Annotated in this window: 14 protein-coding genes and 2 pseudogenes; 8 read left to right on the top strand and 8 right to left on the bottom strand. The window is 61.9% G+C overall.

The genetic code is table 11. The features are described 5' to 3' along the window. Positions 1-18: 18 nt before the first annotated feature. The gene (locus tag INQ47_RS01855) at positions 19-1,293 is read right to left on the bottom strand and encodes a carbohydrate porin (protein WP_404700916.1); all 1,275 of its coding nucleotides are present in this window, start codon (positions 1,291-1,293) and stop codon (positions 19-21) included. Positions 1,294-1,487: 194 nt separating this feature from the next. After that, positions 1,488-3,212, bottom strand: a complete 1,725-nt coding sequence (locus tag INQ47_RS01850) for a sigma 54-interacting transcriptional regulator (protein WP_404700915.1) — start codon at positions 3,210-3,212, stop codon at positions 1,488-1,490. 251 nt (positions 3,213-3,463) lie between these two features. Between INQ47_RS01850 and INQ47_RS01845 the strand changes: the two genes are divergently transcribed. Beyond that, positions 3,464-4,717 carry an MFS transporter gene (locus INQ47_RS01845; protein WP_129932243.1) on the top strand — a complete coding sequence of 418 codons (1,254 nt, stop codon included), beginning with the start codon at positions 3,464-3,466 and terminating at the stop codon, positions 4,715-4,717. Between the two features lie 52 nt (positions 4,718-4,769). Here INQ47_RS01845 and INQ47_RS01840 read toward each other — a convergent pair whose 3' ends face one another. The 6 genes and pseudogenes from INQ47_RS01840 to INQ47_RS01815 form a co-directional block, all read right to left on the bottom strand. Beyond that, positions 4,770-6,062 carry an NAD(P)/FAD-dependent oxidoreductase gene (locus INQ47_RS01840; protein WP_404700914.1) on the bottom strand — a complete coding sequence of 431 codons (1,293 nt, stop codon included), beginning with the start codon at positions 6,060-6,062 and terminating at the stop codon, positions 4,770-4,772. After that, the gene (locus INQ47_RS01835) at positions 6,055-6,732 is read right to left on the bottom strand and encodes a peptidase S8 and S53 subtilisin kexin sedolisin (RefSeq protein WP_103444486.1); all 678 of its coding nucleotides are present in this window, start codon (positions 6,730-6,732) and stop codon (positions 6,055-6,057) included. Before INQ47_RS01835 ends, INQ47_RS01840 begins: the two co-directional genes overlap by 8 nt. After that, a complete protein-coding gene (locus INQ47_RS01830) occupies positions 6,722-8,455 on the bottom strand; it encodes an ABC transporter ATP-binding protein (RefSeq protein WP_404700913.1) in 1,734 nt (577 codons plus the stop codon). Before INQ47_RS01830 ends, INQ47_RS01835 begins: the two co-directional genes overlap by 11 nt. A 1-nt stretch (position 8,456) precedes the next feature. Continuing rightward, entirely contained in the window at positions 8,457-10,367 is a 1,911-nt protein-coding gene (locus INQ47_RS01825; RefSeq protein WP_404700912.1) for a sigma-54-dependent Fis family transcriptional regulator, read from the bottom strand. Between the two features lie 343 nt (positions 10,368-10,710). Further along, a complete protein-coding gene (locus INQ47_RS01820) occupies positions 10,711-10,947 on the bottom strand; it encodes a hypothetical protein (protein WP_104887726.1) in 237 nt (78 codons plus the stop codon). 342 nt (positions 10,948-11,289) lie between these two features. Further along, positions 11,290-11,680: pseudogene (locus tag INQ47_RS01815) on the bottom strand (CsgG/HfaB family protein); the annotation flags it as partial. Positions 11,681-11,901: 221 nt separating this feature from the next. On the opposite strand from INQ47_RS01815, the gene INQ47_RS01810 reads away from it, so the two are divergent. The 7 genes and pseudogenes from INQ47_RS01810 (at position 11,902) to INQ47_RS01780 (ending at position 19,213) form a co-directional block, all read left to right on the top strand. Continuing rightward, positions 11,902-14,004: a type VI secretion system Vgr family protein gene (locus INQ47_RS01810; protein ID WP_404700911.1), complete on the top strand. Its 2,103-nt coding sequence runs from the start codon at positions 11,902-11,904 to the stop codon at positions 14,002-14,004. Continuing rightward, positions 14,001-14,576, top strand: a complete 576-nt coding sequence (locus tag INQ47_RS01805; RefSeq protein ID WP_404700910.1) for a DUF4123 domain-containing protein — start codon at positions 14,001-14,003, stop codon at positions 14,574-14,576. Before INQ47_RS01810 ends, INQ47_RS01805 begins: the two co-directional genes overlap by 4 nt. Beyond that, complete coding sequence (locus INQ47_RS01800; RefSeq protein WP_404700909.1) at positions 14,573-14,896, top strand: hypothetical protein; 324 nt, start codon at positions 14,573-14,575, stop codon at positions 14,894-14,896. Before INQ47_RS01805 ends, INQ47_RS01800 begins: the two co-directional genes overlap by 4 nt. Before the next feature lie 50 nt (positions 14,897-14,946). After that, a complete protein-coding gene (locus INQ47_RS01795) occupies positions 14,947-15,414 on the top strand; it encodes a hypothetical protein (RefSeq protein ID WP_404700908.1) in 468 nt (155 codons plus the stop codon). 794 nt (positions 15,415-16,208) lie between these two features. Continuing rightward, positions 16,209-17,300: pseudogene (locus INQ47_RS01790) on the top strand (hypothetical protein); the annotation flags it as partial. A 422-nt stretch (positions 17,301-17,722) separates the two neighbouring features. After that, positions 17,723-18,244 carry a hypothetical protein gene (locus INQ47_RS01785; protein WP_227743093.1) on the top strand — a complete coding sequence of 174 codons (522 nt, stop codon included), beginning with the start codon at positions 17,723-17,725 and terminating at the stop codon, positions 18,242-18,244. A 3-nt stretch (positions 18,245-18,247) separates the two neighbouring features. Beyond that, on the top strand, positions 18,248-19,213 hold the full coding sequence (locus INQ47_RS01780; RefSeq protein WP_404700907.1) for a hypothetical protein: 966 nt from the start codon (positions 18,248-18,250) through the stop codon (positions 19,211-19,213). Position 19,214: the final 1 nt, after the last annotated feature.

The following is a 19,214-nucleotide window of genomic DNA, read 5'->3' as shown; positions in this document are numbered from 1 at the left end:
GAGGTTTGCGTTCAGGGCCTACAAACCGAGCGCGGAACCGAGGTTGTACATGACCTCCAGGGCTATTACCGCACCGTCGCCACTCACTGGCGCGCTGGGGTTGTAGAAGTTGTCCGGGTTGAAGATGTACTGCACGCTGGGCTCCAGTGCGAGGTTGCGGGTGACTTGCCAGTGCGTGTTCAGCTCGATGCGTGATACACCTCGACGCGTACGCTCATCGCGGCCGGTGGCAAGCAGCCGCGCGTGCTCTTGCCAGGCTGCCTGGCGCGCACCCAGGCGCAGGTAGCTGGCCTTGAGGTTGAGCGTATCCTGCGGCCGACCGAACGGGCCAAGGCGGGTCACACCAACTTCGGCGAAATGGGAAAAAGGCTGCATGTCATCGACGCTCCAGGACCAGGCGCCAAACACCTGCCAACCCCGCTCGGGCACGGCGACCTCGCCTTCTCTGGCCAATGTCTGGCGGAACTTGAACAGCAGCCCATCGCTCCCCCTGCGCAAGCGGCCATCCATGGGGTCGATCTGTTCGCCGGTGTTATGAAAACCGTTCAGTTCGTAATGGTACGCATAAGGGTCCTGGGTAAAATCCGCTTTCGCCCCTACCCCGGCCAGCCAGGTGACACCGCTGGCGTCCCCCGGGTCCCAGTCAAATCCCTTGGTACGTTTGAAGTAGTGCTGGGGGTTGGATTCGAACACCCCGCTGTGCAGGTAGTAACCTGAATCGAAACGGTATCGGGTGTAGCCACCCCAACTGCCGTAGGGGTACGGCAGGATACCGGTGGAGTTATCGATGACCGGGTCGTTGCAGGTGATCACGTTTTCACAGTTGGCCATGTAGAAGTGCTGACGGGCATTGCTGCGGCCCACTGCCAGTTCCAGGCGGTCCTGCAACAGGCGCTGGTTCCAGGTAAAGCGAGCCAGGTAGCCGGTATCGATGTCGTTGTGCATCGGTGCCCCGGCAAAGAAACTCCCGGCCTTGCCCTGCCAACTGTCCTGGGCAGGCTGCCCCTCGCCACGCATGAACGGGAAGAACACGTACTGCAGGCTGAACGATGCCCCGGCGATGTTGGCCAATGCATCAAGGTCGCCCTCGACTCCGGCAAACACGTTGCCGCTGTTGGCATAGTGGTAAGGGTCAGGGCCGGTATCCAGGTTTTTCACCGACAGGTTCCACACTTGCAGGTCCAGCTTGATCGCCTCCTGTGCGTGGGCAGCACACGCAAAGGCGGTCAATGCAATGGACAAGGCGGTAACGCGAACGTCAGGCACCCAGGTGCCGCTCGGTTGAGCATTCATGATGCACTCTCTGTTTTTGTTGTTATGAAGTGCGACCTGAAACTACCGCTTCAGGAAGTCGCGCCTGGTGCATCGCAAGGGCTGTGCCAGCCCCCGGGACGCGGCGAAACGCCCTGTATCATGGGGTTGTGCCAACAGTATTCGTTGCCTGGCTTGATCAAATTGATCCGCTTTGATCAAGCTCGATCATCAATTCACCCCTGCCCATGGGCCTTCAGTCGGTAGGCCAGCTGCGGACGGCTGATACCCAGTTGCCGAGCTGCGGCAGACAGATTGCCATTACAGGCCTGCAACACCAGCCGATATTGCTCCAGTTGCTGGTTGTGAATGGCGTGCTTGAGTTCGGCCATGGGCGTGCCCTGCGGGTCCGGCTCGCTGGCCGCTTTGCACAGGCTGCCGTCACCGCCCACGCCCAACCCGGCGCGGGGCGCCTGCTCACCGCAGGGGAACAGGTGCTGGGTACGAATCGATGCTTGCCCGGGTGCCGCAATCACACCTCTCTCCACCAGATTTTGCAGCTCTCGCACGTTGCCGGGGTAGCTGTAGTTGAGCAGCGCTTCCACGGCCCGGGCACTGAACCCGGTGACCTGCTTGCCGTGCAGTTGGGTGAAGTGTTTGAAAAAGTGCTCCATCAGCAGCGGGATGTCATCCCGGCGCTCACGCAGCGGAGGCAGGTGAATGGGGAACACGTTCAGCCTGAAGAACAGGTCTTCCCTGAAGGTGCCGCGAGCAATCGCTTCGCGCAAGTTGGCGTTGGTCGCAGCAATAACCCGCAAGTCGACCTTGATCGGCCTGTTGCCGCCCACCCGTTCGATTTCTCCCTCTTGCAAGGCGCGCAGCAGCTTGGTTTGGGCGCTCATGCTCAACGCCTGGACCTCATCCAGGAACAGCGTGCCGCCAGAGGCCCGTTCGAAACGACCTGTACGCGCCTGCGTTGCACCGGTGTAGGCGCCTTTTTCGGCACCGAACAGTTCAGCTTCCAGCAGGCTTTCTGGTAAAGCCGCACAGTTGACCGCCACCAACGGTTGTTGGGCGCGCGGGCTGAGCCGATGCAGCGCCTTTGCGAACACCTCTTTGCCAACGCCCGACTCACCGCTGAACAGCACCGTGGCTCGGGTGGGTGCCACTTGCGCAATTTGATGACGGGCAACGCTGAAAGCAGCAGAAATACCGACCATGTCGTCCTGCAGCGGCAAGCTGCTGGCCGTGCAGGCAGGTTGTACCGCCTCGCCCTCGGAGGGCGACCAGATCGAGTTCATCTGAATGAAGTGCGCAGGGTCCCAGTAGCGCTGCTCGGCGCCGTGCTCATGATCTGGCAAGCGATCTGCCGTATCGCCGACAATCCGGCAGCAGCGGCCGCCTGCGGCCACGCACTCGACCTCACGGTACACCACCAGCTTGCCGATAAAGGCGCTGGCATAACCGGCGGCGTAGCCGAGGGTCATCCAGCACGCAGCCTCGTCGCCAACCCCGTAGTGGGCTATGTGCTCATGGGCTTCACGCGAGTCGTGCCACAGGTATTCCCCGTGGAAGTGGCCGCGTTCGATGTCCAGGTCAAGGTCGACCGTTTCCACCCGCACCACACCCTGCAACGCATGCAGCCGGCCGCCGGCAATGAACGAGCTGCGCTCGTCCGATGCCGGCCAGCGCTTGCGTACCAGCGCGGCATCCTGGCTACCCGCCGAATAACCGATGCGCATCAGGATGCGCCGCGCGCCTTCGATCAACTCGCGGCGCAATGCACCCAGCGCGCTGGAATGCAGCATGACCATGCTCTGGTCGTCCAGCCAGATACGCGCATCCTCATCTGAAAACCGCAGGTAGCGACGCAGGTCGGCCGGGGTCGGGCTACTGGTTTCATAGGCCTGAGGGGAACGCGACACAGCTTCGCGGGGTGCCGCGATGGATGAACGACTCATACCTTCTCCTATTGTTCTTGTTCTGCGCACGGGCGGTGTCACGCGATGGCCAGGCCGATATTTGATCATCAACTTTTGCCAGCTTGATCAACAAAGATCAAGGCTTGCGCCGCTCCAGCCCCGGCTCAAGGCCTTGTATGCAAGGGCCTGGGGCTGGCCTGCGCAATTGGCCTAGCGTTTGCTATCACCTGCAGGCGGACGCCTTTGAACGTCGCGTATTCCAATAACAATAATCATGCAGGAGATACACCATGCGCCGCTGGTTCTCTTCCTACGAAAACCGCTTGCTGTTCGTGCTCAGCCTCAGTTTCGGTTTTGTTTTCTTCGACCGTAATGCAATGAGTTTCCTGGCGCCCTTCGTGGCCGCCGACCTGTCCTTGAGCAACACCCAGATCGGCTTGCTGGTATCGGCCTTGTCATTGACCTGGGCACTGTCCGGGTACCTGCTTGGCGCCCGTTCCGACCGCAGCGGGCGCCGCAAGCCTTACCTGTTGGTGGCCGTGATCGTGTTTTCGGTGTGCTCGTTCTTCTCCGGGCTGGCCAGCACCTTCTTCATGCTGCTGGCTGCCCGCCTGCTGATGGGGGTGGCCGAAGGCCCGATACTGCCTATCTCGCAAACCCTGATGGCGATGAACTCCACGGCAAGCCGCCGCGGCCACAACATGGGCATCATGCAGAACTTTGGCAGCAACCTGCTGGGCTCATGCATCGCGCCCCTGCTCCTGGTGGCCCTGGCCAGCCACTACCACTGGCGCCTTGCATTCATCGTCGCGGGCATCCCCGGGTTGATTGCCGCGTGCATGATCTGGAAGTACGTACGCGAGCCCAGGGAGGTAGTCATTGCCCAGCCGACGACACCGTCCGCCTCGCAGCCCGTCGCAGCAGGTTCGCTGTTAGAACTGCTGCGTTATCGCAACGTCTGGTTGAGCATGCTCATCGCGTGTTTCTACGTGGCGTGGATGGTGCTGGGGTGGGCGTTCATGCCGGTGTACTACATGAACGAGCGGCAGTTCGGCTCTACCGAAATGGGTATCTTGATGAGCGTGCTGGGTGCCAGTGCCACGCTCTGCAGTTTCATCGTGCCTGCGCTTTCCGACCGCCTGGGCCGGCGCCTGGTAGTGGTGGTGTTCTCCCTGATCGGGGCGCTCACGCCGCTGGCAGCGCTGTATTTTCAAGGGCCGTTCTGGATGCTTTGCACGGTGTTGTTCATCACCTGGTCGGCCAGCGGAGTGGCGCCGATCTTCATGGCCACCATTCCATCAGAAACCGTACCGGTTCATCGCATTGCCGCCTGCGTCGGGCTGGTGATGGGCATGGGTGAAGTGGTCGGCGGCGTGCTCAGTCCGGTGCTGGGCGGCTGGCTGGCGGACATTCATGGTCTTGGCGCCCCGTTGCTGCTACAAGCAGGGTGCGCAATCGTTGTTGGAGTGCTGGGGTTGGGGCTGATTGAAACTGCCCCCCTGCGCGCAGTCGGGCGCAGCAACCTGACGGCGGTAAGCGAGTAGCGGTCCAGAGGCTCCGAGCCGGGATCCTGGGGACGCCATGCAGCCCCGGGGTTCAGGTATAGCCCTGTTCTGTGAGCCAACGTCGCACCATTTTCTGATGCTCAACCTGCTGTCCCTCAAGCACAGCACTGAGCGCCAGGCCAGCATGAAGCCCGCGAACTATCGGTGCCAGTTCTACACCTTGCAAATGCCAAACCCCCAGCGGCTGGTCCGCCGTCACCACGACCTCGGCTTCATCCACCAGCCCGTCACGCAACACTGGCTGGCGTGCCACTCGCACCGCTCGCCAGTCCGTGCTCAGGTGCAGGGGTTGCGCATCCGGCCAACCCTGGCGCCGGGCCCAGAACGGTTGCCCCACCCGGCTTTGTTCCTGGGCATAGAAATCCCGGCCAATGCGGGCAAAACGCAAGAACAGCTGCTCGACCCGCTGCTGGTGAAACTGCCGCGCCAATTCGGCCCGCTCAGGCCTGCGCAGCAACGTATTGATCACCATCGGCGCCTGCAATGCCGAAGAGAGCGACTGAAAAATCCCGTTGCCCGACAGCGGGTCAACGGCCATGGCAGCATCCCCCACCCGGATCCAGTCCTGCCCGACACATTCACCCGCCAGAATGGCGGTACTGCTACGTGCATGCACCTGTCCCGGTATCAATGCCTGACCGTCGAACAGCTCGGCTACCAACGCGCTGCGGCCCCGCAACGCCACGCAGTAAGCTGCCAACCCAGCTTTCCCCGGCAGCCCGGCAGCGTCCTGGGTGACTTGCCAGTAACAGCGGCCATCTTCCAGCCGTGCCATCCACGCCCAACCATCCTCCAGGCTCTCCACCGCCGACGCAGGTGCACCGGGGCTACCCTGCCAGACATTGAGCAGGCTGACCGTTTCCGGCCCACGCAGTCGGTCTGCGGCCAGGGGCGCCTGTCGGCCTCGGGCCTCAACCAGGAAATCAGCGGTCAGCACCTGCCCATCGTCCAGGCGCACATGATGACCGCCCCCCTGCACGACCTCACGCACCCGGCCCTCGACCACACGCACGCCTGCGCGCTGAAGGTCTTCGCGCAGCGCCTGGTCAAAGCGTTGCCGGTCGAGCAAAAACTCCTGGTTCATGTGTAGGTGCTGGCCGTTCCAGTGCACCTGGCGGGTGGCCGGCATGGCCGCCTGGCTCAAGGCCCCGCCAAGGCCTGCGTGCCGCAAGCCCTCCAGCACCCGCTGCGAAACGCCTTCAACTGCCGCGAAACGGCGCCACTCCGACACCACCGTCACGGTGTAACCCAGCCGCCGCAAGCCAATGGCCGTGGCTGCACCCGCAGGGCCGGCGCCCAGCACCACGATGCGCGGCTCAAGCATGGCTGGGACCCCGTCGCTCTGGGCCGATGAACGCCGCGTGATCGCGCAACCAGTCATGGACCTGCTGGCGCCCCCTACCCGGCTCGTCACGCAGCAAAGCCGCAATCCTTCCGCTCAAAGCCGCACAGCCCAAGCTCGCACCCGCTCGGCCGCCCGCCCCCACATAACCGCCAAAGTCCGCCTGCCGGGTGCCAAGCCAGGACCACTGGCCGGGCGCACAACGCGCATCACCGGTCAGTCGAAACACCCCAGGGTAGCTGGCCGGGTATACCGGCCCACCCTGTGCCGGGCTGGATGCACACAACAGCACGCCAGCCGCCAGCGCCTCGGCACAAGCCTGATGCAGCACGGGCCGGTCCTGCTGCAAGCCCAGGCTGAGGTTGATCAGCGTGGCCCCCGACTCCACCAGCCACAGCAATGCGGCAGCCACCTGCAACGCACTGGTGCTGGCCTGGTCACTGAACACCTGGGCCACCAGCACCGACACCGGACCGGCCTCGTGTTGCAAGCTGGCGAGCACCGCACTGCCGTGCCCAAGCGGGTCGGGGAGCATTTCACCTTCGCGCAACTGGCCGTCTTCCAGCCAGAAACGGCGGGCATCCAGCAAGCCGTTGGCCTGCTCCGGCGAGCAGCCACTGTCGATGATGCCAACGCGTACGTCAGTGCCCATGTTTGATCACCTCCTGCGCCAGTACCTGCAACTGGCCATCATGCAGTTGCAGGTGCAGGTCGGCATCGGCCAGGGTCGAAGCCCGGTGGCTGATCAAGATGCGCGTGCGACCGGCGAACAGCTGGTCGATGGCCGCGATCACTTCACGTTCGGTGGCTTCGTCCACCGCCGAAGTGGCCTCGTCCAGCACCAGGATCACCGGGGCCTGCAACACTGCACGAGCAATGGCGATGCGTTGTTTCTGCCCCCCGGACAACTGCTGGCCGCGCTCGCCCAGCAAGCCATCCAGGCCCAGCGGCAGGCTGTCGACAAGGCTGTCCAGCCGCGCCAGGCGCACCACCCGTTCCAGTTCATCACGGCTGGCCTCGGGCACGCCATAAGCCAGGTTCTGCGCCAGGGTGCCACGGAACAGCACGATGTCCTGGCTGACCACAGCGATTTGCCTGCGCAATGCAACAAGGTCGAGGTCGCGCAGGTCGACGCCGTCCAGCAGGATGCGCCCGGCGTCCGGGTCGTAGAAGCGCTGCAGCAGGTCGATCAGGGTTGACTTGCCCACTCCGGAGGCACCGCTGATGGCAACTTTCAGGCCACCCGGGATGCTCACCTGCACGTTTTTCAGTACCGCACCCTGGCGCCCCTCATGGGCAAAGTTCAGCGCCTCCAGGCGCAACTCGCCGGGGCCATCGGGGATGGGCTGCGGGTTGGCGGTCTGATGTACCGCTACCGCTTCCTGCTTCAATTCCATCACCCTTCCCAGGCTGACAGCCATGCGCTGCACCGCCACATACAAGCCCAACAGGCTCTGCACCGGCCCAACCGCCATGCCCATGTAAGTAGAAAAAGCGATCAGCGCGCCCAACTGCCAGGTGCCCTGGATAACCCACCAACCACCCACCAGGAACGCGCAGGCGCGGCACCAAGAGGTCAATGTGCCGGGGATGGCCTGGGTGAAGAATTCGGTCACCTGCACCTTCAGCAACTGGCGCATGTAACCTTGCCCAAGCTGGTCCAGGCGCCCTGCTTCACGGCCTTGCTGGCCGGCCGCCTGGATGAACTTCATCGCCGGCAGGGTCTCGACCAGGAAAGACGACACATCCGCCGAGCGCTCACGCAAGTTGCGCACTTCGCGCTCCACCTTGCGCCGCATCCAGCGCAGCCACAGCACCTCGATCGGCACCAGCAGCGCCAGCAACAGCGACAACTGCCACGACAGCATCAGCATCAACGTCACCGCGCCCACCAGGCCGATCACCGCCGACACCGCCGAGAACAGCGAGTCCACGGCAAAGCGCTGGATCTCTGCCACATCGCCATCCAGCCGCGAAAGAATGTCGCCGATACGCCGCCGCCCGTAGAAAGTTGGCGACAACTGCTGCAGATGGCGGTAAAGGTCGTCGCGCAGGGCGAACAGGATGCGCCCCGACAGGCGCGTATGCAGGTAGCGGTTGACGCCGGCCAGCACAGTGCCCAGCAGGCCCGCGCCGATCATGATTGCCGCCATGTGCCAAAGCGTTTGGTAATCCTTGGCCAGCAGCCCTTCGTCGATCAGGGTCTTGACCAGCCAGGGTTGCGCCAGTGCCAGCAGCGATGCCCCCAGCGACAAGCCGAGCAACAGGCCGATGGCACGCCGGTGTGGGCGCACGAAACCATACAGCCAGGCCAACGCCTGGCGCATGAGTACAGGGTCGCTGGAGTCCACCAGCCTTGCGAACAGGCCGCCCACGTCAGCCGCGCAACTGCTTGAGCTTGCGGTACAGCGTCGCCCGGCTGATACCCAGCGTCTCGGCGGCGGCCGAGACGTTGCCCTGGTGGCGCGCCAGAGCACCGCGAATCTGCTCCAGTTCATTGTCCTTGAGGCTGCCGGAGGGCGCTGTGCTGCTGGCCAGTTCGTCCAGCAGGCAGTCGGTAAGGTGATCGAGGGTCAGCACCTGCTCGCCATCCTCGCGCATGGCCAGCGCGGTGCGCACCACCATTTCCAGCTGACGGATGTTGCCGGGCCAGTCGAAGCCTTCGAGCAACGCGGTCAACGCCGGGTCGAGGGTTACGCCACGCGCATCGGCCTTGTCCAGCAGGCCCTGGATGATCGCCGCCAGGTCGTCGCGTTCGCGCAGGGCCGGCAGCCGCAGCGACACACCGTTTACCCGATAGTACAGGTCTTCACGGAAGTGTTGTTCCTGGACCAGGCGCTTGAGGTCGCGGTGGGTGGCGCAGATCAGCGCCACGTCAATGTCCTGCTCGTCGCCCGCCCCCAATGGTGCTACGCGGCGCTCCTGCAGCACCCGCAGCAGGCGTGCTTGCAGGGCCAGCGGCATGTCGCCGATTTCGTCGAGGAACAGCGTGCCACCATGGGCCTGCATCAGCCGCCCGACCATGCCGCCCCGGCGCGAACCGGTGAAGGCGCCCTCGCGATAGCCGAACAGTTCGGACTCGATCAGCCCTTCAGGAATGGCCGCGCAGTTGACTGCCACAAACGGTTTGTCGGCACGCGGGCTGGCCAGGTGCAAGGCGCGAGCGACCACTTCCTTGCCGGTACCGGTTTCGCCCAGCAGCAGCACTGGCAAACCATTGCCCAGCCCCTGGCGAGCCATGCGCAGGTTGCGCGCCAGCCGTGAATCACCACCGGCCAGGGCCTCGAGTGCTGGCGACTGCTTGCCCAGCGCTGGCTTGCTTGCCGGTGTGCTGCCATTGACCCGGCTATGGCGTGGCAGCTGCAAGGCACGGAAGTGGAACTCGCCCTTGGCCGTCTGCACACTGCTCACACCGCCCTGCCACAGACGCGCGATAAACGCAGGTGACCGTTCGCCGAGCAGGTCAGTGCTGCGCCGGCCAATCAGCTCATGGCGCGGCACCTGCAACAACTGGCAGGCACTGTCGTTGGCGGCCAGCACTTCACCGTCCAGGCTCAGGGCCAACAGGCCGTGCCAGGCGCTGTTGAGGTACTGCGGGCGGCTGTGGAAGGCCAGCACCAGTTGTTCCGGATGGCACAGGCCAAACAGGCGGCTTTCAATGTTGCCGGCCGCCAGCATCAGGGTCGACAGGCTGTCCTGCGGTTGCGCCATCACCCCTTCGCGGGTGATGTCGAGCACGCCGATCACCTCGCCGCGCGGGTCGCGCAATGGCACGGAAGTACAGGAGAACGGGCTCAGGCGGTCAAGGTAGTGTTCGCCGCAGTTGATCAGCGTCGGCCGGCCTTCGACCACGGCCGTGCCGATGGCGTTGGTGCCACGCAGCGATTCGCTCCAGCAACTGCCCGGGTGCAGATCGCGCAGGCCCTCGCGCTGCAGCACGTGCTTCTGGCCTTCGATGGCCAGCACGTTGGCCTGGGCGTCGCCGAGGATGACGATGCCAGCCTTGCCCTGGCGCGCGACCAGATAGTCGAGTTCAGGGGCGACGGCATCGATCAGCAGGCGGTTGCGCTCCAGCAGCAGGCGCAGGTCATGGCCCTGTTCCAGGCCCAGGCCGACCTGTTCGCCTTGCAGGCAGTCCAGGCCGTGGCCCAGGCTGCGGCGCCAGGAGGCGTCGATCTCATCACGCAGCATGCCCAGCGGTAGTTCGCCTTCGCTGGCCAGCTTCAACCGGGCCTCGCGGGATTCGTGCAGCGGGTCGTGGGCGTTTGTTATTAGTTGTCGCGCCATTTTCTACTCCGGCTGTGCCCCGCAATGTGACGGGGTACGGGCTTGGGAATTTTCCGCAGTGTGCGGGAGAAATGGCTGGGCGTCATCTGGTAGTGGATGGATTGGGGTGTAGCTGGCCAGGTTACTTGAAGCTGGCGCAATTCCTGTGGAAGCTGGCTTGCCGGCGATCACCGGCTTCGCCGGTGCGATCCACCGCGTCGCCTGCTTCGCGGGCTTGCCCGCTCCCACAGGGTTCGCACCAAGCCTGAGGACTGCGCTGTACCTGTGGGAGCGGGCGAGCCCGCGAAGAGGCCCTCGAGGTCAATCAGGGATATCGATCGATATCACCAATAGCCAAGCCCCGTCAGGTACTCGACGCCGCCTTCCGCCCAGCCAGCTGCTGCCTCTCAACCCCATCCAGCAACGCCTCCACCACCGCCTTGGCCGAATCCAACCCATGGTCATTGCTCAACAACAGATCACGGCAGGTGCCCTTGGCCAGTTCCAGCGCCTTGAGGTTGGTCGCAAACGCCCCTTTCAGCAGTGTGGACAGGTGCACCAGCGCATCTTCGTAATCCACGCCCGAACGAACGGCGAACAACGGTGGATGGCTGCATTCGCAGGTGGAGAAACTGGAGGCCGCCGTGGTGGCGCGTACAGGAGGATCAGGTAAGCCTTTTGTCATTGTGTCGCTCCTTGATTCACTGGAGTCGCCACACAACGTGACCAAACGAATGGGTGGCGACTGTACGCGGGTTGGTCAACCGGGAATCAAGGAAACCGGCGCGCACGGAGGCGCCCCACGCACAGCCGCCATAAAACGAAACAGCCGGGCACAAAAAAGCGCCAACTGTATCGCAGAGCGGGCGCTTGTGCGCCTTGATGATTGCGGGTGACCAAACCCGACTGCTGGATTGACAGCAGCGGGCAAAGACTACCGAGGTCAGGGAAGGGTTTCAAGCTGAGGGCATGCGCAGTAACACTTCTGTTGCCTGATCGCACTCCTGGCCGGCTGCCACAACCGCCGCTCGATCCCCTGCGCCAGCAAGTGCCCCACCGCCGCTTCAATCGCCGACAGCACGCACAGCTGCGCCGGTTCATTGGTGGGATACCCCACCTCGGCTTCCAGCAGTTTCTTGAACTCGATGAACTTGAACACGCCGGCACTGCGCCCTACCGAGTCGATGGTCTTGCTGGTCATCACGTTGGCCAGCATCTGCCGTGCGCACGTCCACAGCGCGCAGGTTGACGGTGACCTGGTCCACCCGGTACTCGCCGGAGATGTCGATCCCCAGGTAGCGGGCACCTTCGCCGCCGCTGCGCACGTTGGTGTCGGTTGGGCCTCATCTGGTTGATGGAGCCCGTTAGGGTTGAGCAAGGAAGATAAACACTGATTTACAAGTATCAGAAGCTTCCTACTTGGCGCCAAATCATCAACACCCCGTTTATTTCCATCCCTCCACGGCGCTCGTACCCTTCCAGTACACCCTCACCCTGAACGCTACTCCACGTTGCCGCGCCCACAGGGCTGTGCCCCGCGCAGCAAGGACATGCCATGTACCGACAATCCGATCTGCGTTTCAGCTTCCAGCCCTTGGCCGGTGATCATGAATTCGAGGTAGTTTCATTCGAACTTGACGAAGCCATCAGCGCACCCTTCCAGCTGAGGCTGGAATTGATCAGTCACGAGGATGACGCCGACTTCGGTAATTTGCTCGATAAACCGGCGCTGTTCACTATTTGGAAAGGGCAACGCCCACTGCGCTTCGTGCACGGTCTGATCAGCACGTTCAGCCAGGGCGAAACCGGTTTTTACCGCACTCGTTACCACGCCTTGGTCGAGCCGACGCTGGCCCGGGCCGAGTTGCGTTCAAACTGGCGCATCTTCCAGCAAAAAACCGTACCGCAAATCCTTGAACTGATGCTGCAGCGTCAAGGCATCAGCCGTTATGAAATCAGAAGCATCGGTGAGCACCAGGTACGCGAGTTCTGTGTGCAGGCCGGTGAAACCGACCTCCATTTCATCGCCCGCCTGGCGGGCGAAGAGGGTTTCGTCTATTGCTTCGAGCACACGCCGAAACACCATCAACTGGTCATCACCGACCGGCTACTGACGCTGGGACAGATCAGCCGATGGGCAACAACTGCCGATGAAGACAATGAAGGCTTTTTCGAACAGGACGAGATCGGTCCCGACCAGGTACTGTACCGGGCCATGGGCGGTGGCGATCAGGCCAGGCCTTGCCTGAAGCGCCTGCGTTACAGCGAACAGGTTCGTACTGCGCGGCAGGTGCAACGTGACTACACCTTTACTAACCCACAGTATCGGCAGGAACATCGAGCATCCGACAGTCGTATCACCCATCAGTCCCGGAACTATGAGCGTTTCGACTACCCCGGCCGTTACAAGCGTGATGCGGTTGGCGTGCCCTTCACAGCCAACCGTCTCACCGCCCTGCGTCATGATGCCTGCATTGCTGAGGTTGAAGGCGACGATGTACGGCTGCAGCCCGGCCTGGGTTTCACCCTTGTCGAGCATCCCCGCAAAGATCTCAACGCACACTGGCGCGTGATGCGTGTGCACCATGAAGGCAGCCAATTCACCAGTCTGCAGGAAGAAGCAAGCGGTGCCGATCAGAGTACACGCTACACACAGGAAGCCGTGCTGGTGCCCGGCCGAATCGAATGGCGACCCGCGCCGCTGGACAGGCCTCGTATCGATGGCCCACAGATGGCTACCGTTGTCGGTCCAACCGGCGAAGAGATCTATTGCGACGAATGGGGGCGGGTCAAGGTCAGCTTCCCATGGGATCGGGAAAGCAACAACAATGAGTTCAGCTCCTGCTGGGTACGCGTGTCGCAAGGCTGGGCCGGCGGCAGCTGGGGCTCGATGGCCATCCCGCGCATCGGCCAGGATGTGATCATCCAGTACGTCAACGCCGACCCCGACCAACCAATGATCACCGGACGCACCTACTGCGGGGATCAACTGCCGCCCTATGACCTGCCGGAACACAAGACCCGCATGACCATCAAGAGCCAGACCCACAAGGGAAATGGCTTCAACGAACTGCGATTCGAAGATGAACTGGGTCGCCAAGAAGTGTTCATGCATGCAGAAAGGGATATGAACACCAAGGTCAAGCACGACCAGACCCTCAATGTCGGTAACGACCGCGCCACTGCAACAGGCCGGGACCACACCACCAGCATCGCGCGTGACGAATCAATCGAAACAGGCCGGGACCGTCGCGATCATGTTCACCAGGACCGTTTCACCAGGATCGACCGCAACGACATCCACACGGTCGGTAACTCAAGCCGCACCAAGATCACCGCCGACCACAGCCTGAACATCGGCGGCAACCAGTCACTTGTTATCGAAGGCACGCGTGCCATTGAGGCCCGCACGGCGCAACGCCTGTTGACCCGGGCGTACATGCTTCAGGGTACGGAACGGATCCACATCCGTGGTCCGAGCGGCAAGATCATTTTCGATGCCGACGGCATCACCATCGAAGCGCCCAACATCCGCTTCAAAGGCAACGTCACCTACCAGACACCGGTACAGGCCCAACTCGATGCCATCGAAGCCGCTGTCCGCGAGGGCTCGCCGCTGATTGAAGAGTGCCCTTTTGCCGGTGAGGATGACGCATGAGCCTGCACCGCCAACTAACTGAGGGAAGCCTGTGCACGGGGACCGTGAACGCAAGCCTGTTCGTGCTTGCCGAAGCGTCGGCCAATCCGGACCTGCTGGGTAGGCTGGAGTTTCATGCCAGCCAACACCACAGCCTGTGGTATCTGGAATATGACGCCGGGTTGGAGAGGCATGCCCCAATACTGTTCCAACTGATCGCGGGCAGCGAAGTGGACGCGTGGCTAGGCGCACTGAAGGGGCGTTTCACCGGTACCGTGATCGAGGCCGCCTTGCCCCTTGAAGCGCTCGCACGGCACCTGCGCCGCTTTGGCAAAGCTCAGGCAGGACGACGTCGTTATTTTTTGAGGCTTGGTGCCCCCCAATCATTAAGCCTGTACGTCGCCTCACTGACCTACCGCCCAGACATCCTGGGCCGGCTGTTCGACAACGGACGGGTACGCAGGCTCTATTTCCACGATGCGCGCACCGGGCTTGCGCTCGGCGCACAGCCGCTGTTTGAGCAAGCAGAACATGGCAGCGAACGGGAGGGCTGCCTGGCTTGGCTGCCACTGCGCCATGAGGTGTCGGGATGATTCTGCAAAGTCTGGATCTGGATGCACTACAAGGGGCGGTACTGTGGTCAACCAACCGCAGGCTGTCTGACTTCCTGCTAGAGACGTTGAATGGTTCGCTTCCACGCTTTCATACCCGCGGCGAGGATGTTCCTCCCTTCGTAGCCAAAGCGGGGGCGCTCGTCAGCAAAAACGGTTACACCTGCGGCAAGGAGTACAGCTTGCTCGTGCTCAGCCATTTATTGTTAGGCCTGGGGTGGTGGGCCGATCCCCGTGCGAATCGGTGTGGTCAATCAGACAAGCACCTGGCCTCACCCAGAATGAGCAACTTGACCTGCTGACCATGCAGGCGGCAAATCACCGTTCACGGTGGGAGCGTCAGCTTACCCCCATGCACGACATCACACTGGGGATGTTGCGCTGGACCGATGACGACCGCGACCAAGACCGCCGGTGGCGATCGCTGGAACAACTGATGGCCCTGCGTGGCGTACCTGAAGACGCATATCATGCGTGCTATTGCCGCTATGAGTCGGATGCCTGCAGCCGCTATGCGCTGCCCGTCATCGACCACGTGGAGCTTAACGGAAACGAAATCCGCGCCTATCGCTATTACGGCAAACGGCTACCGCAGCCCTCCGACGACCTGCACAAGCTGTCCCAATTGTCCCGCAGCCGAGTGCTGTTGCATGTCCTCCTGGCCATAGCATTCGGTCGTTACTTCTTCCTCAACCCTTTGTTCACTCCCTGGGTGAAGGCGCTGGAGGCCACCGACTCGCCCAGCGAGCGACGCCATGCGTTGGCAAGCCAACTTGCAGCTCATCAACAGGCACTCAAGGAGCCGAGCCCGCATGTTTGAATCATCTGCTTTACAAGCCTTGAGTCATGCCGCACTCAACGGGGCGCTACCCATTCCTCCAGACATTTGCGTGCCGTGCTCTCTTCCCGGTGCAATGTTTTCGCTCGACGGTGGTGATGGCTGCGACCAGGTGCTGGGCATTCCGTCCCAGAACGGCGTTGGCCCCGCTTGGTTTCGCAACAACCCCTGGATCCGCGACCCTGCACGCAATCACCGCGACACCTTCCTCCAGCAAGTGCTGGAACATGCTGGCGATACGCTGGGCAATGCCTGGCTGGCAGATTTTTACGCCTTTGCCGCTCGCGAAAAGCTGCAATTGGTATGCATCGACGATGAAATCCGCCTGGACGAACTGGCCCCGCCAGTACTCGACCACATGGGCAAGCGCGACCAGCAAGGCTTCGGCTTCACCCTGCACAGCAATTTCCTGTTCACCGACCACAAGATCTACTTCGCCACCTTCACCCACGTAGAGTGGCGCGAAGCGCAACGGGAAGAATACATCGACGAGCACGGCACCCAGCGCATCAGTCCGCCCTACACCTGGCACACACCCAGCGGCCTGTACCCAATCAACCTGGCCTGCGAACAGCTGGCCCGCCACTATGCCGAAGCCAAGGGCCGCGCACGCCTGTGGCAAGGCGTTATCGGTGCGGGCGAATTCGCCCTCGGGCTTCTGGCAGTCATCCCTGTGGTGCGGGGTGTCAAGGGTGCCCTCACCCGCGGCCGCTATGCTTTCGTCGCCCTGGAAGCCGCCTTGGCAGCAGACGCCATGATCGATGGCAGCAGACGCCATGATCGATGGCAGCAGCCGCATGATCACCGGCGAAGGCCTGAGTATCGGCGAGCAGTTCTTCACCGACCTGGCGCGCCTGGCCAACCCAGACACCGCCGAGGCACGTGGCAAGCAAGTATTCATGGCCATCAACCTGGCCTTGCTGCTACCGGCCGCCATGGGCGGCGCCCGCTGGCTGATGCACAAGCTGCGGCCCGGCAGTATCACTACCGTGCGCCTGGACAACGCCGCACTGTCGCAAGAAGACGTCCGTCGCCTGGGCAACCGCAGCGCTGGCGAAGTCACCGTACTGGAAACCCGCATCCAGCGCCGCACCCGCGAAGGTGAGCTATCGGTCACTGCCCGCGAACTGCACTCGGTAGACCGCAATGCCAGCCAGGTCGCACTCGACGTGGTCGGCGGCAAGGCCGACTACGCCTTCATGGCCACCACCCTGCGTGACCGGCTGGTGGCACTGATCCAGCACAGCGTCGGCCCAGTGCGTATGGGCGGTAGCCTGACCCGCGTCGTCGCCGATGCCGGCGAAGAAGCCTTGGCAGCGGCTCTGGTCAGTCACTGGAAGGTCAAGCCCGAAAACATCCTCGGCATGAGTACCCACCCCTCCCGGCCCAGCCAGTTCGGCTTGAAGAACAAGAGCGACCAAGGCATCGACATGCTGGTGTACGTACCGCCTCCGCCTTCGATGACGGTACGAAATCCGACGACGCAGGAAATGCGCCATCACATTGATGGGCTGAAAGGCACGGCGCCGCTGAACGAGCTGAAGTTCGAGGCGGGGACGTTGTTGGTGATAGAAGTGAAGACGACCCTTGGAAAAAGCAGGACGCCTGGGTTCCTGAACACACAAATGGCAGGCGGAAGTGCGAATGTGGAGCGTATACAAAGACTGATAGCACGAAGGAAGGGAGGCTGGAACATCGACAACCTGAAGGTAGCAATGCCTGAGATTGCAGCCAAAGCAACACATCTGCGCAATGCAATGAGCAGCGGAAAAATCTCATACCTTCACGCGCAGGTGTTTCTTGCTCCTAGCGGACAGCTAAACAAGGTTGCGGGCAACTCGACCGGAATTCAGATAAATACCTGGTGACGAAAATGGCATCAACCTCTAGATCTCGACTAACCAGTAGCCTCAGAAACATTCGCGATTGGGCATCATCTGACGCATCACTTGAAAGACGCAGAATCACTGATTACATACAAGGGAATGACAGCATCGCTATTGCCACCGACGAAGTATTCAGGCTCGGCATGAATAGCATAGGAGACAGTCTACTCCAAGCCGCTGAAAACCCATACGCGAAAGCGCCCCAAACACTGGCTACGGGCATATTGAGGCTATTAGTAGGAAACAGCGTAATCATCGAGAATCTTAAAGGCACTTCCCGAACCGGCCTTGATGATCTGGATGGCATCACCCATGTAATGCTATGCGCCCTGGCAACCGGACAATTTACGGTGGTAGTACCTTGCCATGATGCAGTCTTCTCCGGCATTAACAATGGCTACGGTGTGAGAGATGGTCACAATCCACCGATTGGCACCACGCTACGTTACGCCGCCTTTGGCCTGAGCATCATCGGCGACTGGCTAGACAAACCGCTAGACCTCGACAAACACGCCCTGCCCCGCGACCCTGCCTGGGGCCAGCTGGTCGCTCACTGGCGCGAGCCCGACCCCGACAAGCTGATGCCGATGCTGGTCACTGCCTGCGATACCCACGTTGAACGCATCGCCCTGACTTCCCGCGAACTCGACTCCGGCAGCTTCGAATTCGGCTCGCCCTTTGAAGCCGTCTACCCTGCCGAAATCCTCGCCATTCTCAACCTGCGGCGCTCGATGGGCCTGCCAAACCCTTCCATCGACCACCCACTGATGAAGACGCCCTACGCTCAGCTGACCTGCCCGCCAGGCATGCGCTTCGAGCCGGATGAGTTACTGATGCGTTTCCTGGCTGCGGCTTGCAAGTATGATCCCGATGCCGTACCGGCTGGGCTTTACGAAGCCGTCGTGCAGAACAGTGCAGAGGATTGAGCGATGTCCAGAGCAGGCGCAATAAAGGATTGCCGAGTCCACATAAAAGACAAACTTAAAATCAGCCTTAAAACAATAAATGACTGGGCCAAACAAGATCTTTTCGTAAGGAAAGACCTATTGGCCTCCTACCTCGCCACTGGGAAAACCATTGGCCTCGCTTGCAACCAAGTATTCAGAGCAGGCATGAATAATATTGGAAAAGGGCTACAGATTGCACCGCAGCATCCATTCGGGCCGGCTTCGCCGTTTTTTGTTCACGGCATCACAAAAATGTTGGTCGCTGAAGCGATCCAAGTCCAACGACTTGAGGGTACTGAAGATCACGCTGTCGGCGACCTGGACGGAATCGCTCACCTCATGTTATGCACACTCGCGATCGGCCAATTCGCGCTGATCGAGCCCTTTCACCAAGCTGTGCTTGCGGGTATTCAAAACGGATACGGCATCCGCGATGGCCACGCGTTGCCCATCGGCACCACCCTACGTTACGCCGCTTTTGGCCTGACCATCATCGGCGACTGGCTAGACAAACCGCTAGACCTCGACAAACACGCCCTGCCCCGCGACCCTGCCTGGGGCCAGCTGGTCGCTCACTGGCGCGAGCCCGACCCCGACAAGCTGATGCCGATGCTGGTCACCGCCTGCGATACCCACGTTGAACGCATCGCCCTGACTTCCCGCGAACTCGACTCCGGCAGCTTCGAATTCGGGTCGCCCTTTGAAGCCGTCTACCCTGCCGAAATCCTGGCCATTCTCAACCTGCGGCGCTCGATGGGCCTGCCAAACCCTTCCATCGACCACCCACTGATGAAGACGCCCTACGCTCAGCTGACCTGCCCGCCAGGCATGCGCTTCGAGCCGGATGAGTTACTGATGCGTTTCCTGGCTGCGGCCTGCAAGTATGATCCCGATGCCGTACCGGCTGGGCTTTACGAAGCCGTCGTGCAGAACAGTGCAGAGGATTGAG

Origin of the sequence: Pseudomonas sp. 3HC3, from assembly GCF_044904505.1 — a bacterium.
Taxonomy (GTDB): Bacteria; Pseudomonadota; Gammaproteobacteria; order Pseudomonadales; family Pseudomonadaceae; genus Aquipseudomonas; species Aquipseudomonas putida_Y.
This window is presented reverse-complemented; position numbering and strand designations above follow the sequence as displayed.